This window comes from Bacillus sp. B1-WWTP-T-0.5-Post-4 (assembly GCF_009183795.1).
In the GTDB taxonomy this organism is placed as follows: domain Bacteria; phylum Bacillota; class Bacilli; order Bacillales; family Bacillaceae_G; genus Bacillus_A; species Bacillus_A cereus.
Map to the genome: position 1 here is coordinate 969,666 of NZ_WEIJ01000001.1, position 25,806 is coordinate 995,471.

The window sequence follows — 25,806 nt, forward strand, 5'->3', positions numbered from 1 at the left end:
GTCTAAGTATAACTATCGTTTCTTAATAAAAATTGAGGAAGTTTCTTAAGATTTTATGAAGAATAAAAAAACAGCTATCGCCTGTAGCGATAGCTGCCCCTTATTACTTCGCACTCACGATCTTATAATAAGAACGAACAGTTAAGAAGTAATATCCAATATAAATAGCGCCGTATACTCCGATACTAATTAGAAGCGGAATCATAATTTCAAATGGTAGTATGTTCCCTAAACCTTTTAATGCAAACAAGCTGTGCAGGATTCCGATTACTAACGGGATTGCAAAGATAAAGCTTACTTGTTTTGCAATAGCTTTTTTCATTTCTTGTTTTGTGACCCCTATTTTGTGAAGTACAACATAACGCTCACGATCAGCATTTGCTTCTGTTAATTGTTTAAAGTAAATGATAGAACCTGTTGCTAGTAAGAATACAAGCCCTAAGAACATTCCAATAAACATCATTAATCCTGTTCCTTCAAGCCCCATATGGAAACCAGTGTAGAAATCTCTAAATGATAACACCATTTCTGATTCACCAGCTGGCATCACTTTTGTTAGTTTTTCCGTTAACACTTTACTGTTTTTCTCATCTTTCACATCAATATTTTTTACAATACGTGTTCCAAATGCTTGTTTCGCTTGTTCATACATTTCATCTGAAACGACAACAACTAATTCACCTAAATTTGTAATCGCAACGTCATTTGCACCTTGGATTTTTAATTGCTTCGTTTCGTTCCTAATTTGGAATACTGCTTTGTTTCCTTTATATTGTGGACTAAACTCATGTCCTTCCATATACGAACTATCATATATAAATGCTTCATCAGCAGCTACATTCACTGTTTCTGCGTCGATTTTCTTAGCAAGCTTATTAAATTCAGATTGAGACATAAATTGATATTTCTCTGAGATACTGTAGTTCATATTAAAGATGAAATCAACTTTATCTCCTTCAAACTTCCCTTTTACAGGAACTGTCTCAATTTCAAATTGATCTTTAATCGGATGATCTTTCTTCTCTTCTGCAAAAATCGCATTTACTTTCTTATCAAGCGCTGCATCTTTTTTCTCATAAGAATAGCTATATGGTGCAACTGCTTTTGATTGCGTAAATGTGTTGTAATACATCGTAACAGACGTACCAACCGCTGTTAATGTTACCGCACTTAAAATAGAAATTGTCGCAAGTGATTTTGCATTTCCTTTAATACGATATAGTAGCTGCGACGTCGTTACCATATTCATACCGTTATAAAACGATGATTTATTATTTCTTGCACGTTTCAATACGAATACTGTAAAGAACATAAATAGTAAGTACGTACCTAATACTGTCGCCAATAAAATATAAAGTGCAACTGCCATAAAGTCTGCATATTTAACTGCTTTCATGAACATTAATGCTAAAAAATAACCTGAACCGATTAAGACAACTGAAATTAATGCCATAATAACTGATCCTTTTGGCATTGCTTCTCCTTCACGTTCGGCGCGGAAAAGTTCAATTAGCTTAAATCGATAAATTAAACGATATCCTTGAAGTGATGTATATAAAATAATCACAAAGAAAATAAGTGCTGTATCAATAATGGCAGCCATCGGTACTTCAAAATGAACATTTAAGTTTAATCCCATCATGCTTACTAGCAGTTCAAGGAATAATTTTGAAAGGACACTACCAATCGCAATACCGATAATTAAAGACATTAATCCCATTAACATATTTTCATAAAAGAGCATTTTACCAATTTGTCTTTTACGGATACCTAATAACGAATATAAGCCAACTTCTTTTTTACGTTTACGTGTAAAGAAACCGTTCGAATATATAATAAACACTGCTACGAAAATGATAAGCATGACACTTGAAACTTGGAACGCTCCGCTAATTTTTTTTGAAGCTTCTGCAGCTTTTTCCATTTGTGAATTGTATTGCAATGCTTTAAATGTAAAATAAATAACGATACTAAAAATCATAGATGCAAAATATACAAAGTAGTCTTTAAAGTTCCGCTGTATGTTGCGGAGGGCAATGCTAGATAAGGTCATCAGCCATACCCCCAGAAATAGAAGACATTACATCAACAATTTTTTGGAAGAACTGTTTACGCGTCGATTCACCGCGGTGCAATTCTTTATATAGTTCACCATCTTTAATGAAAATAACTCGTTTACAATAACTTGCTGCAAATGCATCATGCGTTACCATTAAAATTGTTGAGTTATCATATTCGTTTAACGACTTCATACTTTCAAGTAAATCTGTTGCAGATTTAGAATCAAGCGCTCCAGTTGGCTCGTCTCCGAAAATCATACTTGGATTCGTAACAATCGCACGTGATGCTGCGCAGCGCTGCTTCTGTCCACCAGATACTTGATATGGGAACTGACTTAAAATATGATCAATACCGAATTTCTTTGAGATTTCAAGAACGCGGCGATCAATCTCACTCGCTTTCACCTTTGATAACGCAAGTGGTAAAGCGATATTCTCTTTCACCGTTAACGTATCTAATAAGTTATAATCTTGGAAAATGAAACCTAAATGATCGCGGCGGAATAACGCTAACTTATCGTCATTCATTTTTACGATATCTTTTCCATCAATTAAAATTTCACCGTTTGTCGCATTATCAATTGTAGAAAGAACATTTAGTAGAGTCGTCTTACCAGAACCTGAAGGTCCCATAATTCCAACGAACTCACCTTCTTTTACTTGTAAGTTAATACCTTTTAACGCTGCAAATTTATTACCACCCGTGTCATATACTTTTTCAATATTTTTTGCTTCTAGCACTGTTTTCATCTCGACATCCCTCATTTCATCTATTCTCTATTTTCAACTATATACACTCTCTACTCTTGCCACTATCGATGTTTCTTACACAAACATGACAGTTATGTAAGGCACATAAGTAAAGAAATCAAAAAGTTAACGTAATGAATTAAAGTACTTTGTTACTATAACATTGGGATATCATACCATCCATTCATTCTCCTTACAGGAACATTACAATTTTGTAAGGTAAAAAATGCACCTACAAAGTTGTGCACGAAATGTCGGATGGAGCTATTTCGTTCCTGCTATTCTATGTACAGAGGAGGTCATAATATGGATTCACTTAAAAATATGAATGCTGCAATGCGCTATATTGAAGATAACCTTACGAATGAAATTGATTTTAAAGAAGTTGCGAGGCTAGCTCTTTGTTCTGAGTATCACTTTAAAAGAATGTTTTCGTTTTTAGCAGGTATATCACTATCAGAATATATTCGCTGTAGACGTCTTACTCTCGCTGCCTTTGAACTAAAAAACAGCAATGTAAAAGTCATTGATATCGCTATAAAATATGGATACAACTCACCAGATTCATTCGCTCGTGCATTTCAAAACTTGCACGGTATAACACCTTCAGAAGCCCGAAATAGTAGCCATTCTTTGAAGGCTTATTCACCAATGACCTTCCAATTATCCATTCAAGGAGGAAATGAAATGAATTATCGAATTGAAGAAAAAGAGCCATTTCGAATTATAGGTATTACAAAACGAGTACCAATCGTTTTTAATGGTGTAAATGAAGAAATTGCTTCTATGTGGAAAAGTTTAAACCCAGAGTCTATTCAAACATTAAAGTCCCTTTCAAACATTGAACCTACTGGAATTATTAGTGCCTCTACTAATTTTTCTGAAGGAAGAATGGAGGAAAAAGGCGAACTCGATCACTACATTGGAGTAGCCACAACGAAAGATTGCCCAGAGCAATTCGTACAACTTGAAGTCGCAGCTTCAACATGGGCCATATTTGAAGCTGTCGGTCTATTTCCTGATGCATTACAAAATGTGTGGGGACGTATTTATTCTGAATGGTTCCCTTCTTCGAACTATGAACTAGCGGAAGGACCGGAAATATTGTGGAATGAACAGAAAGATATATCTTCTCCAAACTTTAAAAGTGAAATTTGGATACCGGTTTTGAAGAAGTGATAAAAAAAACAAAGCTGCTCTTCCCTAAAAGGAAAAGCAGCTTTATTTACATTTTCAACTCTTCTTTATAAATACTATATGACTTTATTGTTGATACGATAATGCATATTAATATCATTCCAATCCCTATAAAAATATTAAATGGATCTGGAAGCAAAGCCCCGGCATATATACAAAGTGAACCTATTACAAATACCCTCGAAGCAAATCGGTGTGTTTTCCTCCAAACTACAGGATTTTCTAATGTCCAGTCCATTCGAATGCCTACTAACCCGTTCGGCTTCGTTTGTTGCATGTAATTACCTAGTACAAGAAACAATGTTCCAAGCCCAAAATTAAATGCAATTGAGCCCGATGCAATATAATTAGACGCGGCTAATAGTGCAAATAAGTTACAACCGAATCCTATTAAAAGAATTGCATAATGGATTGCGGAAAGGACTTTAGCATGCTGTTTATACTTATCTTTCGTTACATCAATATACCCAAGAGCTAGCCATATCAAATACAGCAACATCATGCTACCTATTGAAACAGAACTTGCTTCTATTTTAGAAAAATATCCATCTACTACTCCTGCTGCATTATAATGGCGTGGAATTTGTTCTGGTAAATATGGCCATACAATATACCATCCAATTGCAATGCCAATAATTAAACTCCATGGTAATACGTGTCTTTTCATCCTCTCTCCCCCATAATTTTTTATTAGGCCCCTATTTCTTTTTTATAAGCAATATATGAATATCCCATCGTTAATCCTACTGCACCAATAATAATTCCAACCATTACGAAAGATTTCCACGCCACTGGTGCAAAAACACTTAAAATCATAATGATCCCCAATGCAACAAACACCTTTCCGCTAAAACGGTGCGTTTTTCTCCACACTTCTTCGTTACTTAATGTCCACGGTGTTTTTATACCTACAAAGTAGTTTGGTTTACATTGTGGTAAATAGTTTCCGATGACTATAAATAAAATACCAACTAATAATTCCGGCACACGATTAATGAATAAGTTGTATCCTAATCCACTTGTAATAATATCTATATTCCCTACAAATAGTAGCAGTAGTATCCCGTTATTCATCATCATAAAAGCTTTAGAGAACTTCTCGTAATTTGCTTTCTTTGGGTCAATCTTTGGTAACACGTTTAGAAAAATATATAAAACAATCATAATTCCAATCATAGAAACCATTCCATACAATTTAGAAGAATATCCATCTACTTTACCGCCGCTCCAATGCGTTGCAATTGTATCCGGTAAATGTGGCCAAGCAAACGCCCAAGCTAAACAAGTTATAACAATTAATAAGATTGCAAAAAGATGCTTTTTCATTTCCCCTCTTCCCCCTTATTCGTAAATGTAAACACCCAAGTCAATAAATCTTGAAAGACCGTTGTGTTTAAAGAGTACATAACGAATTGCCCTTTCTTTTCATCTTGAATAAGTTCAGCATTTTTAAGTGCATTTAAGTGGTGTGAAATACTTGGTTTTGTCATATTGAAATGTTCAGCAATCTCACCAGCGGTTAGATCGCCTTCTTTTAATAAGTCTAAAATTTTTCGCCTTGTTGGATCTGCTAATGCTTTGAATGCTTGATTCAATGTCTTTCTTCCTTTCGATAATTAGACATTTAGATATTTATCTAAATATTAAACCGATTACCGTTATTTGTAAATTTCATCCAGCGCCCTTTTTACTTTTCTCACTTTTAACCTATACTGTTTACTAGCTTATCTTTCAACATAATGAAAAGACTTGAAACACATGATACACTATAGCTACAATTGTTTTTTTTGAGGAGGAATATACATATGTATAAAATTTTAATCGTTGAAGACGATCCAAATATTTCATCATTACTGCAATCTCACATTCAGAAGTACGGTTATGAGGCTGTGGTAGCGGAGAATTTCGATGATATTATGGAATCGTTTAACGCAGTGAAACCCCATCTTGTTTTACTTGATGTAAACTTACCGAAATTCGATGGTTTCTACTGGTGCCGTCAAATTCGTCATGAATCTACTTGTCCAATTATTTTCATTTCAGCGCGTGCTGGTGAGATGGAACAAATTATGGCAATTGAAAGCGGTGCGGATGATTACATTACAAAACCATTCCACTACGACGTTGTAATGGCGAAAATCAAAGGACAATTACGCCGTATTTACGGTGATTATGCACCAAATATTTCGGAACGTATCGTTGAAGTAGAAGGATTAAAACTATTCCCTGAACGTCCAGAAATTCACTTCGGATCTGAACAAGTTCTTTTAACGAAGAAAGAGGCAATTTTAGCAGAAATGTTATTATCTAAATTTCCTCGTACAGCGAGCCGTGAAGATTTATTAGCTGCGCTTTGGGATGACGAAAGCTTCGTTGAGGAAAATACATTAAACGTAAACATTACACGTCTTCGTAAAAAGTTTAATGAGCTTGGCATTGAGAACTCTATTGAAACAGTACGTGGACTTGGATATCGCTTTAACGCAACTTGGAGTGAATAAGCATGAAGCTATTTTTACGTGATCATTTTGCATTTTTCCTACTGTACGTTTTAAACTTCGGTATCATTTTCGTTCTTTATGATGCAGTAGATGGATTTCAAAACAATAAATTTTACTTCGTCGTTTTAAGTTTATATTTATTTATTTGTTTCCTCGCTTACCGTTACGTTCGCAATCGTAGAATGTACCATAGATTAAGTGAGCAACCAGAAAAAATGGAAGATGCGTTTATTGAAAGAGCGACTGCTCCGATGCCTCACGGTGTCAATGAACTCGTGCGTACGCAGTACCGCCTCTTCCAAAAAGAACTACAATCGTATGAAGTAAAACAACAAGAACATCAACTATTCATTAACCATTGGGTACATCAAATGAAGACACCTGTTTCTGTTATGCAGCTTATGGTGCTAGAAATGGAAGACGAGCATTTAATTCCAAAGTTTAAAAAAGAATTAGAGCGTCTAAACCAAGGGCTTGATATGGCTTTATACATGGCTAGGTTAAATAACTTCCATGAAGATTTCCATGTCGAGACGATTTCATTAAAAGATACGGTAACAAAAAATATTAATGGATTAAAAGAACTATTCATTCGTAATGGTGTCTTCCCTGTTTTAGAAGTCCATTCTGATTTAAAAGTTGCTTCTGATGCGAAATGGCTAAAATTTATCATCTATCAATTAATGACAAACGCTGTTCGTTACTCCGGTGAGCGCGGAAAGAAAGTTTTCTTATCTGCTTACCGAAACGGAAAAGATATTATTTTAGAAGTTCGTGATGAAGGTGTTGGTATTCCACAAGAAGATATTCGAAGAGTATTTGAACCGTTTTACACTGGGAAAAACGGTCGCGCCTTCGGAGAATCTACTGGTATGGGACTTTATATTGTAAGTAAAATTTGTGATTATTTAGGTCACTCTGTCAAACTAGATTCTGAAGTTGGTAAAGGAACGACCATTAAAATCATCTTCCACAATGCTGCAAATAATCAAGCAGAACATACGGAGAAGGTGACCGAAGTATGATCGTAACATATGCAAGCAAAATGTATGAGAACTCACTCTCATACATTTTTTGCAATACAACTACTTCTATATCTTCTAGCCGGAGGTATAATCTATGACATTTTGGCAATTTGCATTTAAAAACGTCACGCGCAACTCAAGAGCTTATTTTGCTTACTTTGTAAGTAGCTCCTTTTCCATTGCTGTGTTCTTTTCGTTTGCTGTTTACTTATTCCATCCGAAATTACAAAACTTTGACATGACCTCTGAAATTTCAGGATTAATGATATTTTCAGAAGTAGTAATTGTATTTTTCTCTTTCTTCTTTTTACTATATTCCATTGGTACTTTTTTAAAAGTTAGAAAAAAACAATTTGGTATTTTGACCATTTTAGGAATATCGAGAAAACAATTACATCGTCTTATTTTTATGGAGAATATGTTAATCGGGATTTTATCTATCTTTTTCGGCATGCAGTTTGGAGTTGTTTTTTCTCAATTTTTCTTATTAGTAACAGCCAAACTTACCCATGTTCCAGGAATATATTTATATGGGCCTACTAACGCGTTTATTTTAACAACCATTGTTTTCCTTAGTCTTTTTATCATTGTATCTGCATTCACACCAATGCTTATTCGTACAAAAAAAGCAGTACACCTTTTAAAAACAAATGGTGGAAAACAAAAAGAAAGAAAACCATCCATACTTGTTTCATTATTTGGTGCGATTTGTTTATTTGGTGGTTATGCGTTAGCTGGAAATCCTAAATATTTCGTATCAGTAAGCCCGCAAATCGGTGTTATATATATGGTTTCAAGTATTTTCGTTATCCCAACGCTTGTTACAATTGGAACATATTTCTTCTTTTCACAAATTAGTTTCTTACTTATTTATATTTTAAAGAAAAGAAGGAAGTTTTATATGAAACGGATTAATATGCTTTGGATTTCGGATTTAGCGAGCCGTATTCGAACGAATATTAATATGCTGTTTATTGTAGCGATGCTATCTACAATTGCTTTCACAATGATTACGTTTCTATATGGATTCGGGAAATTTATTAAGCTAGAGGTGAATAGAACTTCTCCTTTTCCAATTTCTTATTTTTCTTATGATGCGAACCCTTTTGTTACAGAACATTTAAATTGGCTTGAGCAACAATTACAAAAAGAGCATTTCCCTTATCAAAAAATAAAAGCTGATATATATGAAACACCACTAAAAGAAGATAAAGATATAGCTATTTATAATGACGTATACGCAATTAAGCAAAGTGACTATAATAAACTTGCAGATTCTTTACGAATGAAACAACTATTTATGGATGATAACGAAGCATATGTGCTAACAGGGACATCTTATATCACCATATTCAACGAATTTGAGCAAAGCTACAAAAGAGATTACATTACACTCTCTAGTACAAATACGAAATTACGAGTAAAAGGTTATGAGCATGTAAACGCAATCCCATCTGACTTTTCATATCAAACGATAGTGTTGCCTGATATTATCGTAAATAACTTACCTAACACCGTAAAACATATATCAGCATACAATTACAAAATTCAAAACTGGGAACAGACATATGAAATTGCTGATAATTTTATAGAAAAAGTGCAAAAAGATCGAAATAAATCCCAGTATGAAGGACCTCTTATTCGTTCCTTTGAATCAGCAGGATCGTTATACAAAATAACATCAGGCAGTGCTGCATTTTTCCTAATTGGGACATTTTTAGGAGTTATTTTCTTCATTGGAGCTGGTAGCGTTCTTTACTTTAGAATGTATACGGATTTGACGAACGAACAAGAGAAATATATAACGATTTCTAAAATCGGTGTAACAGATACAGAGATGAAACGATCTGCAACCATTCAACTTAGTATTTTATTTTTCATTCCGTACATTATGGCATCCATTCATACAATGTTCGCAACAAAAATGCTACAAGATGTAATTGGTTTATCTCTGTTCAAAGAAGTTTCAGCCGTTCTTATTATTTTTGGATTCGTTGAAATCGTATTTTTCTTATTCATTCGTTCACTTTATATGCAAAAATTATCACATTACACGAGTGGACAAAATATTTAAAACAAACTTGATGAAAAGAGTATCTCTCATACTCTTTTCATCTTCACCCTATTAGGAGGTTTAGGTGAATGACATTTTGGCAGTTTGCATTTAAAAACGTGACGCGGAACGCCAGAGCTTATTTCGCCTATTTTGTAAGCAGTGCGTTCTCCATTGCAATCTTTTTCTCATTTGCAGTTTATTTATTTCATCCGAAATTGCATATGACAGACGTTAATTATTATCTGAACATATTAATGACAATTTCAGAGGTTGTCATTGTGTTCTTTTCATTTTTCTTTTTACTGTATTCAATCGGGACGTTTTTAAAAGTACGAAAAAAACAGTTCGGGATTTTAACAGTACTTGGCATATCTCAAAAACAATTAAAACGACTCATATTTATAGAAAATATGTTAATTGGTGTTCTTTCTATATTTTTTGGCATTCAACTTGGAGTTGTCTTTTCACAGTTCTTTTTGTTAGTTACCGCCAAAATTACACACGTACCTGGTTTATATTTATATGGGCCTACAAGTGCTATCGTTTTAACTATCATCATCTTTCTTGGGCTCTTCATTCTCGTATCATCTTTTACACCGATGCTCATTCGTACGAGAAAAGCCGTACGTCTTTTGAAAGAAGGAACACAACAAAAAGAAAGAAAAGCATCCGTGCTCATCTCTCTATTTGGTGCGACGTGTTTAATATGTGGATATGCGTTAGCCGCAAATCCGTTGTATTTTATGTCGCTAGGTGACATCATTGGGCTTTTATATGCCGTCTCTAGTATATTTGTCATCCCATCCCTTATTGCAGCTGGAACATACTTTTTCTTTTCACAAATTAGTTTTTTACTTATTCGTATTTTAAAAACGCGAAGAACGTTTTATATGAAACGAATTAATATGCTTTGGATTTCTGATCTAGCATCACGTATTCGGACGAATATTAATATGCTCTTTATTGTAGCGATGCTATCGACGCTCGCTTTTACAATGATTACATTCTTATATGGATTCGGGAAGTTTACAAAGTTTGATGCGATTAGACAAAACCCTTTCCCGTTTACGTATTTATCGCATACTGAAAATACGTTAGCTGATGAACATTTAAACTGGTTAGAGCAGAAATTTAATGAAGAGCATTTTACTTATACGAAATTTAAAACGGATATATATGAAGTATCTTCAGCTGAAGATAACACGCAGCTCTATTACGCAATTAAACAAAGTGACTATAATGTACTTGCTAAGGCTTTAAATTGGGAAACGCTCACAGTAAATAAGAATGAATCTTATATTCTTATGAAAGACTTAGATGATCAAGTTATTGGAACGCTTCATAATAAAGAACAGAAAAATACTCTTACACTTACTCAAAACAATTTACAACTACAAGTGAAAGAATATAAAAGTTATAGCCCATTCCCAAATAGCTTAATATACAAATTACTCATACTATCTGATGAAAATGTAGAAGCCTTATCCACCGTTTCCAAACAAATGAGTGTATATAACTTCAAAGTTACGGATTGGGAAAAAGCACATAATATCGGTTCATCGTTTATAACAAAAATCGATAACGATAATGCAGCAATTCAAGCAGAGCACCCGCCTTTCCATGCAAGTGAAGCGAGCGATTCTCTATACAAAACAAAACTAAATGTCGCTTCATTCTTCTTAATTGGTACTTTCTTAGGTGTTATTTTCTTTATCGGTGCTGGTAGTGTTCTTTACTTCCGAATGTATACAGATTTAACAAATGAGCAAGAAAAATATATAACGATTACGAAAATTGGCTTAACTGAGACTGAAATGAAACGTTCAGCGACAATTCAGCTTGCGATTCTTTTCTTCGTGCCTTACATTATGGCATCAATCCATACGATGTTTGCGACAAAGATGTTACAAGAAATATTACATCTCTCGTTCTTCGCTGAGGTTACAGTCGTACTTATGATTTTTGGAACAGTTGAAATTTTATTTTTCCTTTTAATTCGTTCCTTTTATATGCAAAAATTATCACAACACATTAAGTTTTAAAAAGTAGAAAGGTGATTACTATGGAAGAAGTATTACACATAAAAAACGTCTCAAAAGTATATGAGGGAAAAGTCCCTCATACTGCTTTAAAAAATATAAATTTACACGTGGATAAAGGTGAATTCGTTGCCATTATGGGACCATCTGGTAGCGGAAAATCTACATTTTTAAACGTTATCTCTACAATCGATTCTCCGACTTCTGGTGACGTCGTTATTAACGGAAAAAAACCGCACACATTTCGTAGAGAGAAGTTAGCTATTTTCCGCCGCCAAGAGTTAGGATTTGTTTTCCAAAACTTTAACCTACTAGATACACTAACAATCGGTGAAAATATCGTACTACCTTTAACATTAGATAATGTTCCATTAAAAGAAATGGATGAAAAGCTTGATAACATTTCAAAAAAGCTTGGGATTGATCATATTTTGGACAAGCGTATTTTTGAAGTTTCTGGGGGACAAGCACAGCGTACCGCAGTAGCACGTGCTGTTATTCATCATCCTTCACTTCTACTTGCCGATGAACCGACAGGAAACTTAGATTCAAAAGCGGCAATTGACGTAATGGAGCTATTTACGAAATTAAATAAAGAAGAAGATGCAACGATTTTAATGGTTACACACGATCCGTTTGCAGCAAGTTATTGTAACCGTGTTATTTTCATTAAAGATGGAGAGCTTTACAATGAACTACACCGCGGATTATATCGCGAGAAGTTTTATCAAGAAATATTAGATGTTCTAGCCTTATTAGGAGGAAGACGTGGATGACATTTTGGCAGTTCGCATTTAAAAATGTCTCGCGTAATTCAAAAGCATATTTCGCTTATTTCGTAAGTAGTGCGTTTTCGATAATGGTTTTCTTTTCATTTACTGTATACGCGTATCATCCGCGCTTACAAATTATGAATAAATTACAAGAACAAGATCCGCTCATGAACTTAACCGGCATGGCACAGTTTGTTATCGTTTTGTTCTCGTTCTTCTTTCTCTTATATTCTATTGGGACATTTTTAAATGTACGGAAACAACAATTTGGCATTTTAACTGTTCTCGGTATATCTCAAAAACAATTAAAACGACTTTTGTTTACTGAAAATATGATAATTGGAATGCTCGCTATTTTTGCTGGTATTCAAGGCGGTCTTGTTTTTTCTAACTTTTTCTTACTCGTTACTTCTAAATTAACAAACGCAAAAGGTCTCTATTTATATTGGCCTACAGAAGCAATTATCGTTACAACAATAACTTTTATTATTTTATTTCTTATCGTATCTACGTTTACACCGATGTTCATTCGTACTCGTAAAACAACTCGATTAATTAAAAATAATAAAAAGGAAAAAAACGAAAAAAGACCGTCTATACTCATTTCACTATTTGCCTTAATTTGTTTAGGACTATGCTATTATATTGCTGGTTATCCGCAAAGTTATATAACAGAAAAAAATTTACAAAACGGCTCTGCCCTCCTTATTATTTTATCTATTTTACCGCTCGTAGTGGTGGGAACATATTTATTCTTTTCACAAACGTTTCTTCTCTTTATCTTTATTTTGAAAAAGCGGAGAAAGTTTTATATGAAGCAAATAAATATGTTATGGATTTCAGATTTAGCTAACCGTACTCGTAGTAATATTAATGTACTCTTTATCGTTTCTATGCTATCTGCACTTGCATTTACGATTATTATCGGATTATTTGCTACTAATAATAATACGAAAGCAATGATATTAGAACGCCGTCCTTTCCCCTTCACATATACGTCTACAGGGGAAAATGCACTTGAACAAAAACATATTGCTAAAATTGAAACGGAGCTTACAAATGCTAATTTTCAATACAACAAACATAAGTCTACATTGTTAAAAGATACCGCTTTAAAAGAAGACATTGCTCTTATGAAAATGAGTGATTATAACACGCTTGCGAAACAATTAAGGAGACCAGAAATACATCTTGATTCTACACAAGTTTATATTATTTCTCGTTACTCACCAGAGCTCTTAAATCTTGTATCAAATCCATTCGCAAAACAAAATACAATTACAATTGGATCTAATAAAAAAGAATTTCATATTAAAGGATTTATTAATAAATCAATTGAACCAGCCTTCGCATTCCCTTATTTAATGGTTGTACAAGATGATGTATTCAATAATATGATTCCTCATATTGAAACAACCATAGTGTATAATTACTTCGTTGAAAACTGGGAAAATGCGATTGCTCCTACGAAAAATATATTAAAACATATTAGAAATGATACAGATAACTTCTATGAGGCACACAAAAATGCGGAAACTGATTTTCAACCCCCATTTAATATTTATACAGCGGCCGATGACCTAAAATACAGCAAAGGAAATTCAATTGCTACTTTCTTTATTTGGGCATTTCTCGGCTTTATTTTCTTTATCGGAGCAGCTAGTGTTTTATATTTCCGTATGTATAATGACTTAACAACTGAGAGACAAAAGTATATTACGATTACAAAGCTTGGTTTAACAGAAACAGAAATGTTTCGTTCTGCAACGATTCAATTAGGAATTTTATTTTTCGTCCCTTACATCGTTGCTGGTATTCACACGTTATTTGCAGTTAAGTTTTTACAAAGCATGTTCTCTTTCTCATTACTAAAAGAGACATGTATCGTACTCACCTTTTTCGGGATTATCGAGATCATTTTCTTCTTCTTAATCCGTTCTCTGTACATTAATAAATTATCACAGCATATAAAAATATGAATAAAATGGCCTTGTGCGTATTGCACAAGGCCATTTTCAATAGTTTTTAATAATTAGCAGCAATATCCGCCGTAGCCGCCAGCATAACCGCCATAACCACCATAGCCACAACCGCCGCCTCCGCCGAAGCAGCTAGCACCGATGATAATTAATAAAATAAACAATACAATTAGAAGCGCAAAACCGCCTCCGCAACCATGTCTGCGGTTACAATCATCATGTCTGTGTTCACACTTTTCGCTCATTACCCTATTCCTCCTTTAGTATCATTCATAACAAGTTCACCTTGCTCTAAATGAGGGGATTCCATTTATATTATGTTTTCAGGGCGAATAGGAAGCTTGGCTTACCTAAAAACGGGCTTGTTTTAGGAATTGGGCTTTATTAAAAAGCGAATGAGCCTTATCCAGATGTAAGCATAAAACATTTGACATACTCTTAATTTCTTACTAATATTTAATTGAACGATCAATCAATTTTTTGATTATACATTCAAATCATATAAATTAGGAGTTGAATAGCGTGACTGATTCTTTTATTGCAGAGGCTAGGCGTGAACAAATTATTCTTGCATGTATTGATACATTAGAAGAGGTTGGATATAACAACTTAAGCTTAACGAAGGTGGCAAAAAAGGCTAAGATTAGTACCGGACTTATTTCTTATCATTTTAATGATAAGCTTTACCTTATGAATCGCACATTACAATTTTTAGTTGCCAAGCAACATGAATTTATTAGTAATCGAGTGCTATTAGCTCAATCTGAAATAAATAAACTAGAGGCTTTTATTGAAGCGCATTTGGCTTATCAAGAAACTCATTACAAAAATAATATTGCCTTAATTGAGATTGTCTTTAATGCAAGAAATGAAGAGAACGTTCCTTATTACAGAATCGAAGACGACGAAGAGGAGGATGCTCTTAGAACGATGTTATTAGATATTTTGAAGACTGGTCAACAAAATGGCGTGTTTTCCGATTCTTTCCAAACCGACACATTAGCTTCATTTATTTTAGGAGCAATCGAAGAAAGAATGCTGAAGGCAAATTCATCTATATCCATAGAAAATTACTCAGATGAGCTCATAAAAATGGTGAAGAAACTCACTGTTTAAAACATGCCCGGTTAAAAAAAATATATAAGAAAGGATGAACTACACATGAAAAAGGCATCTGTCATTGGATTAGGTTTTTTAGAAAAATTACTTGCTATAGCAAGTCCCATCCTTTTAGGCGTTATTGGATATTTTTCCCCTAAATTAATAGAGATTATAAAAAAGATTCCTCTCTTTTCTGATTCAAAAATTATAGAACTTTTACATTCTATTAACCCCTTCTGGCTTCCTATTATCCTCATGCTAATTGGTGTTATTGCAGGAATTTTATTTTCTTTAATTATTTATAGTGAAGCTTTAAAAATGAACATTACTTCGGAAAGCATTCACGTGAATAAGGACGATCAAAAGAAACAAATCACCAGATCAAATGTAAAAGCCGTTTTTGTAGATAAGCGTCAAGTGGTTATCATTGATCAAGAAGACCGAGAATGGTTACGTGAAACATCTGACATTACCCCAAGCAAAATTAAAGATACTTTCTTAATGCACGGCTTCCCCTGGGTGGAACAAGATCCTTATAAACATGAGTATAGCTTATGGAAATTAGAGGATGAGCGATTTAATAAAAGCATAAATACTATTTTGTATGAAAGACGAAATGCCCTTCGAGAAGGAAACTCGAAAAAAAAGAAGCATTTACGCAAAGATTTGAATGAGCTAGGAGTCTTTGTCAAAGACGATGGAGAAGATCAGTATGTCCGTTCCATTAAGTAATAGAAAGCACAAAAAACGAATAAACCCTACAGAGGAAATGTAATTTCTCTGTAGGGTTTATTCGTTTAAATCTGACCTCCTCTCCTAAAGAAACATATTCAACAAAAGGGCAAAACCGAATGCAATAAATGATAACAATGTCTCGAGTACCGTCCACGTTTTAAACGTTTCCTTCACCGTCAAACCTAAATACTCTTTTACAAGCCAGAACCCTGCATCATTTACGTGAGAAAACATTAATGAACCTGCACCGGTTGCAATAACGAGAAGCTCTAAATTCACACCAGACATGTGCTGAATAACTGGTGAAACAATCCCTGCTGCTGTCGTTAATGCTACTGTAGCTGAACCTGTTGCAATTCGAATTAAACCAGCTACCATGAAAGCTAATACGATTGGTGATAACGAAATATGTTCTGCCATTTGTGCAATAGCTGTTCCAACGCCGCTTTCAATTAATATTTGTTTAAATCCACCGCCTGCACCGATAATTAAAATAATGGAACCGACCGGTAATAAACTTTCGTCTGTTAATTTTTTAATCATCTTTTTATTAATTCCTTGTTTGATACCAAGTAAATAAAATGCTGCGAAACATGAAATAAGTAAGGCGATTACTGGACTTCCTATAAACACGAAAAATTCAGTCATTTTTTTCGGTAATGAAATATATGGTGCAACTACTGATAAAATCATCAATACAACTGGTAGTAAAATAATAAAGAATGAAACTTTACGACTCGGCAAATCAGTTGAGACAGTCGTAACTCGAATAAGCTCTGGTTCATTTTCAGGTATAACCCTTTTATGTACCCACTTTGCAAATATCGGTCCTGCGATAATGGCTGTTGGTAACGCGATAATTAATGAATATAAAAGTACCTTTCCTAAGTTCGCGTTATAAATACCGATTGCTGTCATCGCCCCTGGATGCGGAGGCACGAGCCCGTGAACAATAGATAATCCTGCAATGACAGGTAACGCAATTAATAATATATTTTGCTTCGTCGTTTTTCGAATGGAAATAACAAGTGGTAATAAAATGACGATCCCCACTTCAAAAAACACTGGAATCCCTATAACAAATCCTGCAAATAACATAGCCCAAGGTAGTTTCCTTACACCGAAAAATCGAATAAAGAAATCTGCCACTTGCATGCCGGCCCCTGAATCGGACATCATTTTCCCTAAAATTGTTCCGAGAGCTAAAATACCAACTAAATGCCCTAGTACACTACCAACACCAGTTTCATAGGCAGTCACTATTTTCGTTAAGTTCAGTCCAGACATGATAGCTAAAAACAAACTCGCAACTGTTAAACTAATAAATGCATGCCATTTCCACCATGATACCCCTAAAATAACAATCGCAATTGCAAGTAACGTGACGATTAATAAGTATATATCCATCTCCCATTCTCCTTACTTTATAAAAAAAGAGGGAAAATCCCCTCTTTTTTATACGTCATAATTCACTACATAATGCTGCATTTCTGTATTGTAGTAGCCTTCGCTATATTCAATTATTTCGCCAACTTCATCGTAAGAATAACGCATGCGTTTTAATAGCGCTGTCCCCTCTTTTTCACCTAGCGCTTCTGCAACGAAAATAGGCGCGAGTCCAACAGCGAATTCATCTCTGAAGTTTTCTAAATGAATACCTCGGTCTTCAACTAAATCATAAAGCGATTGCAAGTCAAAATCCGATAAATCTGAACTTGCCATTCCTGCTGAGAAATAGTGCGTATAATGAATGTACGGTGCATCATTTAACGTATATAAACGTTCAATACGAAAACTCTCCTTACCGAATAATCGAAATGGCACTGTTCCTTCTTCATTCTGCACAATTTCTGCTTTTAGCAATTTCTTCTGTACTTTATATCCTTCTTCCACTAACACTTCAGTAAATTTCTTACCCTTTGACAGTTTTGTCGCAGAAGTATTGCGGATGACTTTCGTTCCTTTACCGCTTTTCTTTTCCAAATATCCTTCTTGAGCGAGTTCTTTAATCGCATTTCGCACTGTAATTTTACTCACTTTGAACTCTTCTTCTAACTGCGGTTCGGAAGGAATATTCGTATGAATCGCATATACACCATGCAATATTCGATCACGAATAATATTTTTTATTTGCAAATATAATGGTCCTTTTTTTCTCGTTACGTTCACCGTTACACCCACTACCTTTCTACATCACCTACTGATGCCGTCATTGCCCGAAGTATATCCTTCTCTGATGACATTGGCGTATCACCGACGATTGTATGTGCTAGCATTCCAGCTGCTGACGCAAATGAAACAGCTTTCTCTGGTGCGAACTCCTTTATCTCGCCATGAATAATTCCGCTCGTATAAGCATCTCCAGCACCTATTCTATCATATACAGAAAACGTAAGTGTTTTTGCAAAAGTGAACGTTCCATCTTTACATATAAACCCGCGAAGCGAATGTGTATTATCACTGTTAATAGAGCGATGAGTACCAGCGATTGTAGCGATATGATACGTTTCAGCTACCTTTGGAATAAGATCAACAAGTTGCGCCTCTCGCTCCGTTTCTTCGGTTTTTATTCCTAAAACAAACATTGCATCTTTTTCGTTCATCATAACGATATCAGCAAGTCCCAGCATTTCTTCATAATGCGGTTTCGCCTGTTCATATCCATCTTCTCCCCAAAGAGATGGACGATAATTGCAATCAAAAACGACAGTGCCTCCATTTTCTTTCACTGCTTTCGCCAAAGATTTCATATGACAACGCACCGTATCATTCATCGCAAGTGTAATCCCGCAAAAATGAACGATATCAATTTCCTTAGCGATTTCTTCAAATTGATACATCTCTTCACATGCCGTATTGAAACTACTTTCTAATCGATTTGAATATGTAACGCGGCTTGCACGTGCCCCAAATCCATTTTCTAAAAAGTACATGCCAACATATTTACCCCCTCTTGAAACAAGTGAGGTTTGCACGCCTAATTTTTGAATGTAAGATAATGCAGCATCCCCAACCGAATTTTCCGGTAAAGTAGAAATAAGAAGCCCTTCATGTCCTAGATGAGAAAGTGCTGCTGCCACGTTCACACCCGTACCAGAAAATGAGTATTTTAATGTATTAGCTTGCGATAACAATTCATATCCCGGTACTTGCAGGCGCATCATTACTTCGCCGAATGCTGCAATTTTCTTACGCATATTGATCAACTAACTTCTTCACGACTGCTAATAATTCGCGAACATCTTCTGTTTTCGTATTGCCAGTTTCTTTATCAATAATAGAAGAGTACACGTGCGGAATAACTTGCTCTACATTTGCCTCAAGCGCAATACGTACAATTGTTTCGAAGTTTTCTTTATCAATTCCGCCTGTTGGCTCTAATGCGAATCCTTCTTCCGCACAAGCCTTCGCAACTGCGCGATATTCTTCTTCATGGGCTAGCCCTTTCATCGGGAAGTACTTCAATGAATTTCCGCCCATATCACGTACAAGTGCGATCGCTGTTTTAATTGGAACGATTGCTTTTTCTTCTCCAGCCGCACTAATTGGGCCAGTAGAAATATTTACGTACCCTACTTTTCCTGCTGGTGATACTAAACTATTAATCCAGCTATCTTTTTCGCCAAGATTTGCACGTGTCGCTCCAACTGAAGGAAACACTTGGTTAATATGGCTACCAGGATAATGCTTCGCAATTTCAGCCACAACTGCCGCTTGGCGATTATCTCCTGCGCCTAGTCCGATTGATACAGCGTCATCAATTTCTTTTCCATATGCTTTCATAGCTGTAACAGCTTCTTCTACTGTTGGATAGTCTTTTGATAACACTCCCACTACTACATAACTTTCTGCTGCTTCAAAAATATCTTTTGCATTTTCTATATTGTTTGCCAATACATTTAATGCTACGCGGCCTTTATAAAAACGTTTTTGAATGTTTGTCATTTTAGTTTCCCCCTACAATTTCTCTCAATTTTTCTTCAATCACATGTATGTCATCACCTTGAAGTGGACGTGGATCAATATCAAAGAATCCTTGTCTTACTCCGTAATCACGTGTATAAATCGCGATTTCCCCTTCGCGTAATGCTGTCACAACGTCTTTTGCCGATTTATTTAACTCTTTTTCGTTAATATGAATACGGGCTCTAAAGATTGCTCTTCCCGCTTCATCTTGAACGATCGTTACATTTACACCATTTAATTCTTTTAGCGGCATAAGTACTTGTAGCAATTCTTTTTCTTGCTCGCTCTTATCTTCTTTTACTCCGTACTCATCAAGCGCTTGAAGTAAGCCAAATGTTGTTTCTTTCCCAACCTTCATACTTCTTCCAATGCAATGTAATTGCACTTTCAGCCACTCAATATATTTTCGTTTCCCGCCAACAATACCAGAAGTAGGTCCTTCAATCGCCTTTGAACCGCTATAAATAGCAAGATCTGAATACTTCACATATTTTTGAATGTCTTCTTCAGCTGCTGCATCCACGATAAGCGGTACGTTATTTCGCTGCGCAACTTCCCATGCTTCTTCAACAGAAATCATATTTTTTTGCACTGCATGATGTGATTTCACATACAGAATCGCTGCTGTATTTTCACCAATTGCATCTTCAATATGCTCTGCTTTCCCTTCATTTGCATAGCCAACTTCTACAAGTTTACCGCCGCCTAAGTAAATCATCGTTTCAACAGGAGCACCGTATTGAACGTTATGACCTTTTAACATAATCACTTCGTTTTTCGCGATTACTTCTTGATGAAGTCTTTCACTTTTACGGCGATTTCCTTCTGTAACGATACCAGCGATAGAAAGCGCAATTCCGCTCGATGCTGAATTCACAACGACCGCTGCCTCTGAATCTAGAATTCTCGCAATATGGTCTCCTGCTTTATCTACTAAATCAGCAATTTCCACATAATTTTGTCCACCATGTTTCATCGCATCCATTACCGTATCTGTAGGAGCAGATACACCTAAAATACTCATTCTACCGCTCGCATTAATTACTCTTTTTAATCCGTACTTAGCATTCAATGAATGACCCATTAATTACAACCCCTTTTGTATCAATTCTTTTTTTAGCAATGCGCTGGTCCCCTTCTGAATCGATTAACGTAATCTTCTCATCTTTCACCGTAAATAAAGTTAAGTTTGCAATATCGCCTTCTTGAATACGGCCAAGCTCTGGTTTTTTCAGCCACTCTGCTGCATTTTTCGTAACCGCATCAATTACTTCTTCTAGCGGATAACCTAAGTAAAGGAATTTCGAAAGAACGTGAGCCATACTATACACTGGACCATGCACGCGATTCTTTCGGTAAATATCTGTACTAATTGTATGAAAGGCAATACCGTGACGCTTCGCTGCTTCTGCTACTTTAAAAGAAAAACTAGCATTACCGTGACCAACATCTAAATGTACGCCGCGCTTCACTGCATCTAGTAACACAGGTAGCGGTTTGCCTTCTTCATCAAATAAATTATTTTCTTTCCCGTTTAAGTAATGTGTAATAACATCATCTTTTTCTAAAAGAGGTACAACTTCCTCAATGCGAGGAGGCGCTGAACCGATATGTACCATAATCGGTAATGATGTTTCACGGGATAAAGAGCGCGCTACATGCAGCGGTTCAATTCCACTATCACAAACGACACTTTTACTCATTCTCGCCTTTAACCCAACAATTATATCTTTATACTTTTCTACTGCTTCTATCACTTTCTCTTTATCGATCCATTCCATATTGGATAATTCATCAATTCGTTTCAAACCGATGCGAGAAATATTTAAAAAGGCAAATAAATTCGTTTTCGCCTGCTCTCTACTTTTTACTAAATCTGCAATACGATCAGCTCCGCAGCTACCTGCATCGACAATTGTCGTTACCCCTTGCTTAATGCCAATTTCATCCACCTCATCGCCATACGGATCAAACTCTGGAAAAGCATGAACGTGTAAATCAATCCAACCACTCGATACGTAAGTACCAGAGTAATCAAGAACCTTTCCACCCTCACCAGCACCAGCTTTCGTCACCTGTGCGATTTTATTATTTTCAATTACAATGTCAATCTCTTCCCCGTTCACACGTCTCACATTACGTAGTACGAATCGTTCTGTCATTGTACTTCCACCCTTTTCTATAAGAAGCCATAAGAATACGCTTACATTAAAATTTCATTTTATATCTCTTTCACACGTTTAGCGTAACACAAAAAAAGCGAGAAGTAAATATAACGTTATAATGTTTAGTCCTTTATCATAGATTTGAACTAAACTCGATTCATAAAAGAGCCATATAGTAAAAAAAACAAATCCCAATTTCTCAATTACAGCAATGAGTGATTGGGATTTTGAATGTTGGAATATCCTTAACGCTATAAATCTGTTTGTTTCTGGATATCCTCCGTTAACAGTTCTATAAAGTTTTGAGCGGCTTTTGATAGATAATGATTTTTCAGCCATATTAAGCTCGTAGATGCAATTAAATCTGTATCTGTAATTTTGAAAGCCTGAATATTGTAGTTTTGATATTGGTTAATTACAGTTTCTGGAACAATAGCTGTTCCAAAGTTACAAGCGACTAAATCTAGTAAAAGAGAGATGTCAGAGCACTCCGCAATAATATTCGGATGTAGTTGAGCTTTCGAAAATGCTTCCAAAATCATATAATGAACTCCCAATCCTTCTGTACTTGGTAATATCAAAGGATGATTTTGAATGTCAGCAAGCGTAACCTGATGATTAAAAAGTTGCTTTTCATTTGAAGTAATAAAGTAAAAAGGTTCTGTATAAAGATGGATCGCTGAAAAATCATTTAAATCAAGCGGTAGTCGGATAATCGCCATCTCTATAACCCTTTCTCTCACTAATTGACAAAGATGAGATGACTCATTTTGATGAACTTTATATGTAACTCTAGGATATTCTTTATGAAACCTGTGAAGTAAATCAGGTAACCCGGATACCGAAAAAGTATTGATGCCTATTGTCAGTTTTCCACTTACCCCGTTTCCAACTTCCTTTACCTCCATTTTTGCTTCTTCCATTAGATGATTCATTTGTAGCGCATACTTATATAAAGCTTTCCCTGCTTCCGTTACTCCTAAAAACTTCCCATTTCTCTCCATTAGTTTCGTTCCTAATTCATCCTCCATCGCTTTTAAGTGCTGACTTAGCGGTGGTTGAGAAATATGAAGTCTTTCCGCAGCAGCTGAAATTTTTCTTTCCTCTACAATTGCTATGAAATATCGTAGTTGTCTCATATCCATCAGTAAAAAACCTCCTCATTATATGAAAAACTTAAGTAAAATTAATTTTTTTTATATTTTTCATATACTATATTCTAAGATATCATAATTTTAGCTAAAAAAATTTCCCACAATAGCTTTAAATTGTTATACATTTTCAAACAAAATAGCTTTGCAAAAGTTAGCTAGAACATCAGGATAGATTAATAAAAGCTTTGTTTGCGGGAGTTTTTTATTATTAAACCCATTAGAACTAATTTCTATATGGTACTTGAAAAAAAACAAATATTTTATATGAAGGGGAAACAATATGGAGAAACAAAGGTTTTCCGGTGCTTTAAGCATATTTCAATGGTTCTTTTTCCTGCTGGCCACTTCTGTTGCATTACCAATCGTAATTGGTGGAGTATTTCATTTATCGATTAAGGAAATATCTGATTTGATGCAACGAACCTTTTTTGTGGTGGGCATTAGCTCTTTTATACAAGGTTGTTTCGGGCATCGTTATCCGATTGCAGACGGACCTGCAGGTTCCTGGGTTAGCGTATTTGTCATTTTAGCAGGTATGGCAATGCAGCAAGGGGAAAGTACAACAGAAACATTACGACTTTTAGAAGGAGGGTTACTAGTTACAGGATTTTTACTAATTATCCTTGGTATAACTGGCTTGTTTAACCGTCTAATGTTCTTGTTCACTCCTTTAGTTACTGGTTCTTTTCTATTGATTCTAAGTCTTCAACTTAGTGGTGTCTTTTTAGAAGGAATGTTTGGCATACAAGGGCAATCCAGCCTAGATTATCAAGTAGCAGCAATTTCATTTGGCGTATTTGTTCTAGTGATAGTGCTATCAATTAAAGGAAAAGGGTGGGTGAGAAGTTACTCCGTACTGTTAGGAATTCTATTTGGGTGGTTACTATATTTCTTATTAGGAAAAAAATCCACTATGATTTCTACACCAGCTTCCTTCATTAAATTACCAGATATTTTTGCATGGGGGACTCCGCAATTAAATGCTGGCATGGTTATAACCTCAATTATATTTACATTTATTTTAGTCTCTAATACGGTAGTAGCTGTTACGGCTGTAAAACAGGTAGTTCCAGAATCAGACGCATCCGAAAAACAGACTATGAACCGCGCCAGTTGGGCAGGCGGTATTACCCATGTCATATCAGCACTTTTTTCAACAATTGGAATTGTACCCTTACCAGTATCGGCGGGTCTTATCAAATTAACTGGACAAAAACGAATTATGCCCTTCCTAATAGCAAGTTTAGCTTTAGCAGGTATAGCCTTAGTTCCGTCAATCGTAAACTTTTTAGCTATGCTTCCTGGTCCTGTTGCTTGTGCTGCAAGTTTAGCATCCTTTGTCCAAATGATAGGAATCTCATTTCAATCCCTTTTGAAGGACGAATTAGATCAACGTCGACTGAATATATTAGGAATCACATTGTTAATCGGTATGGGAGTAATGTTTCTTCCTAAAGAAATATTTTCTAGTCTACCTACTATTCTTCAATATATTTTAAGCAACGGGCTCATCATTGGTACGATTATCGTAATTATGCTAGAACAACTATGGAAAACAAAAAAAGCGAGCGAAAAAAATCATGTTTAATTTTTAAGGGAGGGTTTCTAAATGAGTCACAAAGAATTTATGAAATTAGCAATAGATTTAGCTTACAACAATACAAAAAACGAAAAAGGGAAACCATTTGGTGCAGTACTTGTTAAAGATGGTGAAATTGTTGCAAAGGGAGTAAATGAGGTTCTTACAACCCATGATCCTACTGCGCATGCTGAACTTTTAACTATCCGTGAGGCTTGTCGTATTCTTAGTACATCTGACCTTTCCGATTGTATACTATACGCAAGTGGAGAACCTTGTCCAATGTGTTTAAGCGCTATTTACTGGGCGAATCTTAAACATGTTTATTATTCCTATACCTCACAAGAGGAAGAAGAAATTGGATTAGGAACAAAATATGTCTATCAGCAAATAGCTCTTCCAAAAGAACAACGAGACATAAAATTATTAAAAATTGATAAAAGTCATTATGAAAAAAATCCATTTGCCCTTTGGAAAGAAAAGAATAAGTGATATATGTAGCGGAACTTGCTTTATGAGAAAAATAGCCGTGGTGATTATAGCTACTTCGACGCTATGCTTAAAAGTAAAGTGAGAATCCATATTACAATTTGAAATCATCAATGTGATGTTTTCCTTGAACCTATCGAACTTCATACTATATTTAAGGGAAAAAAACTATTTAAGGCATAGATAATATATTCATTGATTACGATCCTCATAAAGGTAAAGCTTAGGCCAAATTTC

24 protein-coding genes are annotated in these 25,806 nt (G+C 35.2%); 11 read left to right on the forward strand and 13 right to left on the reverse strand.

The genetic code is table 11. The annotated features are described in order from the left end of the window. Positions 1 to 103: 103 nt before the first annotated feature. Both GBN91_RS05275 and GBN91_RS05280 read right to left on the reverse strand, forming a co-directional pair. On the reverse strand, positions 104 to 2,053 hold the full coding sequence (locus GBN91_RS05275; protein WP_152121295.1) for an ABC transporter permease: 1,950 nt from the start codon (positions 2,051 to 2,053) through the stop codon (positions 104 to 106). Next, a complete protein-coding gene (locus tag GBN91_RS05280) occupies positions 2,040 to 2,810 on the reverse strand; it encodes an ABC transporter ATP-binding protein (protein ID WP_000859655.1) in 771 nt (256 codons plus the stop codon). The genes GBN91_RS05275 and GBN91_RS05280 overlap by 14 nt, the downstream gene beginning before the upstream one ends. 306 nt (positions 2,811 to 3,116) lie before the next feature. Between GBN91_RS05280 and GBN91_RS05285 the strand changes: the two genes are divergently transcribed. Beyond that, on the forward strand, positions 3,117 to 3,989 hold the full coding sequence (locus GBN91_RS05285; RefSeq protein WP_152121296.1) for an AraC family transcriptional regulator: 873 nt from the start codon (positions 3,117 to 3,119) through the stop codon (positions 3,987 to 3,989). A 46-nt stretch (positions 3,990 to 4,035) separates the two neighbouring features. On the opposite strand, the gene GBN91_RS05290 is transcribed toward GBN91_RS05285, so the two are convergent. The 3 genes from GBN91_RS05290 to GBN91_RS05300 are packed head-to-tail and all read right to left on the reverse strand — an operon-like array spanning position 4,036 to position 5,602. After that, positions 4,036 to 4,674, reverse strand: a complete 639-nt coding sequence (locus GBN91_RS05290) for an SdpI family protein (protein WP_113303922.1) — start codon at positions 4,672 to 4,674, stop codon at positions 4,036 to 4,038. A 23-nt stretch (positions 4,675 to 4,697) separates the two neighbouring features. Then, entirely contained in the window at positions 4,698 to 5,333 is a 636-nt protein-coding gene (locus GBN91_RS05295) for an SdpI family protein (RefSeq protein ID WP_152121297.1), read from the reverse strand. Next, on the reverse strand, positions 5,330 to 5,602 hold the full coding sequence (locus GBN91_RS05300) for an autorepressor SdpR family transcription factor (RefSeq protein WP_001070523.1): 273 nt from the start codon (positions 5,600 to 5,602) through the stop codon (positions 5,330 to 5,332). Before GBN91_RS05300 ends, GBN91_RS05295 begins: the two co-directional genes overlap by 4 nt. A 210-nt stretch (positions 5,603 to 5,812) precedes the next feature. Here GBN91_RS05300 and GBN91_RS05305 point away from each other — a divergent pair, with 210 nt between their 5' ends. The 6 genes from GBN91_RS05305 (at position 5,813) to GBN91_RS05330 (ending at position 14,380) form a co-directional block, all read left to right on the forward strand. Further along, positions 5,813 to 6,508, forward strand: coding sequence for a response regulator transcription factor (locus GBN91_RS05305; RefSeq protein ID WP_000276738.1), 696 nt, complete (start codon positions 5,813 to 5,815; stop codon positions 6,506 to 6,508). Positions 6,509 to 6,510: 2 nt separating this feature from the next. Beyond that, positions 6,511 to 7,533 carry a sensor histidine kinase gene (locus GBN91_RS05310; protein WP_000765342.1) on the forward strand — a complete coding sequence of 341 codons (1,023 nt, stop codon included), beginning with the start codon at positions 6,511 to 6,513 and terminating at the stop codon, positions 7,531 to 7,533. Between the two features lie 94 nt (positions 7,534 to 7,627). Then, positions 7,628 to 9,607 carry an ABC transporter permease gene (locus tag GBN91_RS05315; RefSeq protein WP_006929207.1) on the forward strand — a complete coding sequence of 660 codons (1,980 nt, stop codon included), beginning with the start codon at positions 7,628 to 7,630 and terminating at the stop codon, positions 9,605 to 9,607. A gap of 68 nt (positions 9,608 to 9,675) precedes the next feature. Next, on the forward strand, positions 9,676 to 11,631 hold the full coding sequence (locus tag GBN91_RS05320) for an ABC transporter permease (RefSeq protein WP_006929208.1): 1,956 nt from the start codon (positions 9,676 to 9,678) through the stop codon (positions 11,629 to 11,631). Between the two features lie 20 nt (positions 11,632 to 11,651). After that, complete coding sequence (locus GBN91_RS05325) at positions 11,652 to 12,404, forward strand: ABC transporter ATP-binding protein (RefSeq protein ID WP_000393250.1); 753 nt, start codon at positions 11,652 to 11,654, stop codon at positions 12,402 to 12,404. After that, the gene (locus tag GBN91_RS05330; RefSeq protein ID WP_049107530.1) at positions 12,401 to 14,380 is read left to right on the forward strand and encodes an FtsX-like permease family protein; all 1,980 of its coding nucleotides are present in this window, start codon (positions 12,401 to 12,403) and stop codon (positions 14,378 to 14,380) included. The genes GBN91_RS05325 and GBN91_RS05330 overlap by 4 nt, the downstream gene beginning before the upstream one ends. Before the next feature lie 53 nt (positions 14,381 to 14,433). Here GBN91_RS05330 and GBN91_RS05335 read toward each other — a convergent pair whose 3' ends face one another. Next, on the reverse strand, positions 14,434 to 14,625 hold the full coding sequence (locus GBN91_RS05335; protein ID WP_001290392.1) for a YjcZ family sporulation protein: 192 nt from the start codon (positions 14,623 to 14,625) through the stop codon (positions 14,434 to 14,436). A 277-nt stretch (positions 14,626 to 14,902) separates the two neighbouring features. On the opposite strand from GBN91_RS05335, the gene GBN91_RS05340 reads away from it, so the two are divergent. Both GBN91_RS05340 and GBN91_RS05345 read left to right on the forward strand, forming a co-directional pair. Next, complete coding sequence (locus tag GBN91_RS05340) at positions 14,903 to 15,496, forward strand: TetR/AcrR family transcriptional regulator (protein ID WP_000132248.1); 594 nt, start codon at positions 14,903 to 14,905, stop codon at positions 15,494 to 15,496. A 45-nt stretch (positions 15,497 to 15,541) separates the two neighbouring features. Further along, positions 15,542 to 16,213 carry a YqeB family protein gene (locus GBN91_RS05345; protein ID WP_000710347.1) on the forward strand — a complete coding sequence of 224 codons (672 nt, stop codon included), beginning with the start codon at positions 15,542 to 15,544 and terminating at the stop codon, positions 16,211 to 16,213. Positions 16,214 to 16,297: 84 nt separating this feature from the next. Here the strand turns inward: GBN91_RS05345 and gntP are convergent, their stop codons facing one another. The 7 genes from gntP to GBN91_RS05380 all read right to left on the reverse strand — a co-directional run bounded on the left by gntP (position 16,298) and on the right by GBN91_RS05380 (position 23,492). Further along, on the reverse strand, positions 16,298 to 17,623 hold the full coding sequence (gene gntP, locus GBN91_RS05350) for a gluconate permease GntP (protein WP_000356182.1): 1,326 nt from the start codon (positions 17,621 to 17,623) through the stop codon (positions 16,298 to 16,300). 48 nt (positions 17,624 to 17,671) lie between these two features. Continuing rightward, the gene (locus GBN91_RS05355) at positions 17,672 to 18,397 is read right to left on the reverse strand and encodes a GntR family transcriptional regulator (RefSeq protein ID WP_000539276.1); all 726 of its coding nucleotides are present in this window, start codon (positions 18,395 to 18,397) and stop codon (positions 17,672 to 17,674) included. Beyond that, positions 18,397 to 19,413: a sugar kinase gene (locus GBN91_RS05360; RefSeq protein ID WP_152121298.1), complete on the reverse strand. Its 1,017-nt coding sequence runs from the start codon at positions 19,411 to 19,413 to the stop codon at positions 18,397 to 18,399. Before GBN91_RS05360 ends, GBN91_RS05355 begins: the two co-directional genes overlap by 1 nt. After that, the gene (gene dagF / locus GBN91_RS05365; protein ID WP_113303103.1) at positions 19,406 to 20,161 is read right to left on the reverse strand and encodes a 2-dehydro-3-deoxy-phosphogluconate aldolase; all 756 of its coding nucleotides are present in this window, start codon (positions 20,159 to 20,161) and stop codon (positions 19,406 to 19,408) included. The genes GBN91_RS05360 and dagF overlap by 8 nt, the downstream gene beginning before the upstream one ends. A 1-nt stretch (position 20,162) precedes the next feature. Next, positions 20,163 to 21,266, reverse strand: coding sequence for a DgaE family pyridoxal phosphate-dependent ammonia lyase (locus GBN91_RS05370; protein ID WP_061531236.1), 1,104 nt, complete (start codon positions 21,264 to 21,266; stop codon positions 20,163 to 20,165). After that, a complete protein-coding gene (locus tag GBN91_RS05375) occupies positions 21,244 to 22,344 on the reverse strand; it encodes an amidohydrolase/deacetylase family metallohydrolase (protein WP_152121299.1) in 1,101 nt (366 codons plus the stop codon). Before GBN91_RS05375 ends, GBN91_RS05370 begins: the two co-directional genes overlap by 23 nt. 254 nt (positions 22,345 to 22,598) lie before the next feature. Further along, positions 22,599 to 23,492: a LysR family transcriptional regulator gene (locus GBN91_RS05380; RefSeq protein WP_113303105.1), complete on the reverse strand. Its 894-nt coding sequence runs from the start codon at positions 23,490 to 23,492 to the stop codon at positions 22,599 to 22,601. Between the two features lie 289 nt (positions 23,493 to 23,781). Between GBN91_RS05380 and GBN91_RS05385 the strand changes: the two genes are divergently transcribed. Continuing rightward, on the forward strand, positions 23,782 to 25,089 hold the full coding sequence (locus tag GBN91_RS05385) for a purine/pyrimidine permease (RefSeq protein WP_152121300.1): 1,308 nt from the start codon (positions 23,782 to 23,784) through the stop codon (positions 25,087 to 25,089). Positions 25,090 to 25,110: 21 nt separating this feature from the next. Beyond that, on the forward strand, positions 25,111 to 25,572 hold the full coding sequence (locus GBN91_RS05390) for a nucleoside deaminase (RefSeq protein ID WP_113303107.1): 462 nt from the start codon (positions 25,111 to 25,113) through the stop codon (positions 25,570 to 25,572). Positions 25,573 to 25,806: the final 234 nt, after the last annotated feature.

Excerpts from the sequence above, each read along its gene's own strand:
- GBN91_RS05275 (WP_152121295.1), bottom strand. The coding sequence starts at position 2,053 with ATGACCTTATCTAGCATTGCCCTCCGCAACATACAGCGGAACTTTAAA.
- GBN91_RS05280 (WP_000859655.1), bottom strand. The coding sequence starts at position 2,810 with ATGAAAACAGTGCTAGAAGCAAAAAATATTGAAAAAGTATATGACACG.
- GBN91_RS05285 (WP_152121296.1), top strand. The coding sequence starts at position 3,117 with ATGGATTCACTTAAAAATATGAATGCTGCAATGCGCTATATTGAAGAT.
- GBN91_RS05290 (WP_113303922.1), bottom strand. The coding sequence starts at position 4,674 with ATGAAAAGACACGTATTACCATGGAGTTTAATTATTGGCATTGCAATT.
- GBN91_RS05295 (WP_152121297.1), bottom strand. The coding sequence starts at position 5,333 with ATGAAAAAGCATCTTTTTGCAATCTTATTAATTGTTATAACTTGTTTA.
- GBN91_RS05305 (WP_000276738.1), top strand. The coding sequence starts at position 5,813 with ATGTATAAAATTTTAATCGTTGAAGACGATCCAAATATTTCATCATTA.
- GBN91_RS05310 (WP_000765342.1), top strand. The coding sequence starts at position 6,511 with ATGAAGCTATTTTTACGTGATCATTTTGCATTTTTCCTACTGTACGTT.
- GBN91_RS05315 (WP_006929207.1), top strand. The coding sequence starts at position 7,628 with ATGACATTTTGGCAATTTGCATTTAAAAACGTCACGCGCAACTCAAGA.
- GBN91_RS05320 (WP_006929208.1), top strand. The coding sequence starts at position 9,676 with ATGACATTTTGGCAGTTTGCATTTAAAAACGTGACGCGGAACGCCAGA.
- GBN91_RS05325 (WP_000393250.1), top strand. The coding sequence starts at position 11,652 with ATGGAAGAAGTATTACACATAAAAAACGTCTCAAAAGTATATGAGGGA.
- GBN91_RS05330 (WP_049107530.1), top strand. The coding sequence starts at position 12,401 with ATGACATTTTGGCAGTTCGCATTTAAAAATGTCTCGCGTAATTCAAAA.
- GBN91_RS05335 (WP_001290392.1), bottom strand. The coding sequence starts at position 14,625 with ATGAGCGAAAAGTGTGAACACAGACATGATGATTGTAACCGCAGACAT.
- GBN91_RS05345 (WP_000710347.1), top strand. The coding sequence starts at position 15,542 with ATGAAAAAGGCATCTGTCATTGGATTAGGTTTTTTAGAAAAATTACTT.
- gntP (WP_000356182.1), bottom strand. The coding sequence starts at position 17,623 with ATGGATATATACTTATTAATCGTCACGTTACTTGCAATTGCGATTGTT.
- GBN91_RS05360 (WP_152121298.1), bottom strand. The coding sequence starts at position 19,413 with ATGCGTAAGAAAATTGCAGCATTCGGCGAAGTAATGATGCGCCTGCAA.
- dagF (WP_113303103.1), bottom strand. The coding sequence starts at position 20,161 with ATGACAAACATTCAAAAACGTTTTTATAAAGGCCGCGTAGCATTAAAT.
- GBN91_RS05370 (WP_061531236.1), bottom strand. The coding sequence starts at position 21,266 with ATGGGTCATTCATTGAATGCTAAGTACGGATTAAAAAGAGTAATTAAT.
- GBN91_RS05375 (WP_152121299.1), bottom strand. The coding sequence starts at position 22,344 with ATGACAGAACGATTCGTACTACGTAATGTGAGACGTGTGAACGGGGAA.
- GBN91_RS05380 (WP_113303105.1), bottom strand. The coding sequence starts at position 23,492 with ATGGATATGAGACAACTACGATATTTCATAGCAATTGTAGAGGAAAGA.
- GBN91_RS05385 (WP_152121300.1), top strand. The coding sequence starts at position 23,782 with ATGGAGAAACAAAGGTTTTCCGGTGCTTTAAGCATATTTCAATGGTTC.
- GBN91_RS05390 (WP_113303107.1), top strand. The coding sequence starts at position 25,111 with ATGAGTCACAAAGAATTTATGAAATTAGCAATAGATTTAGCTTACAAC.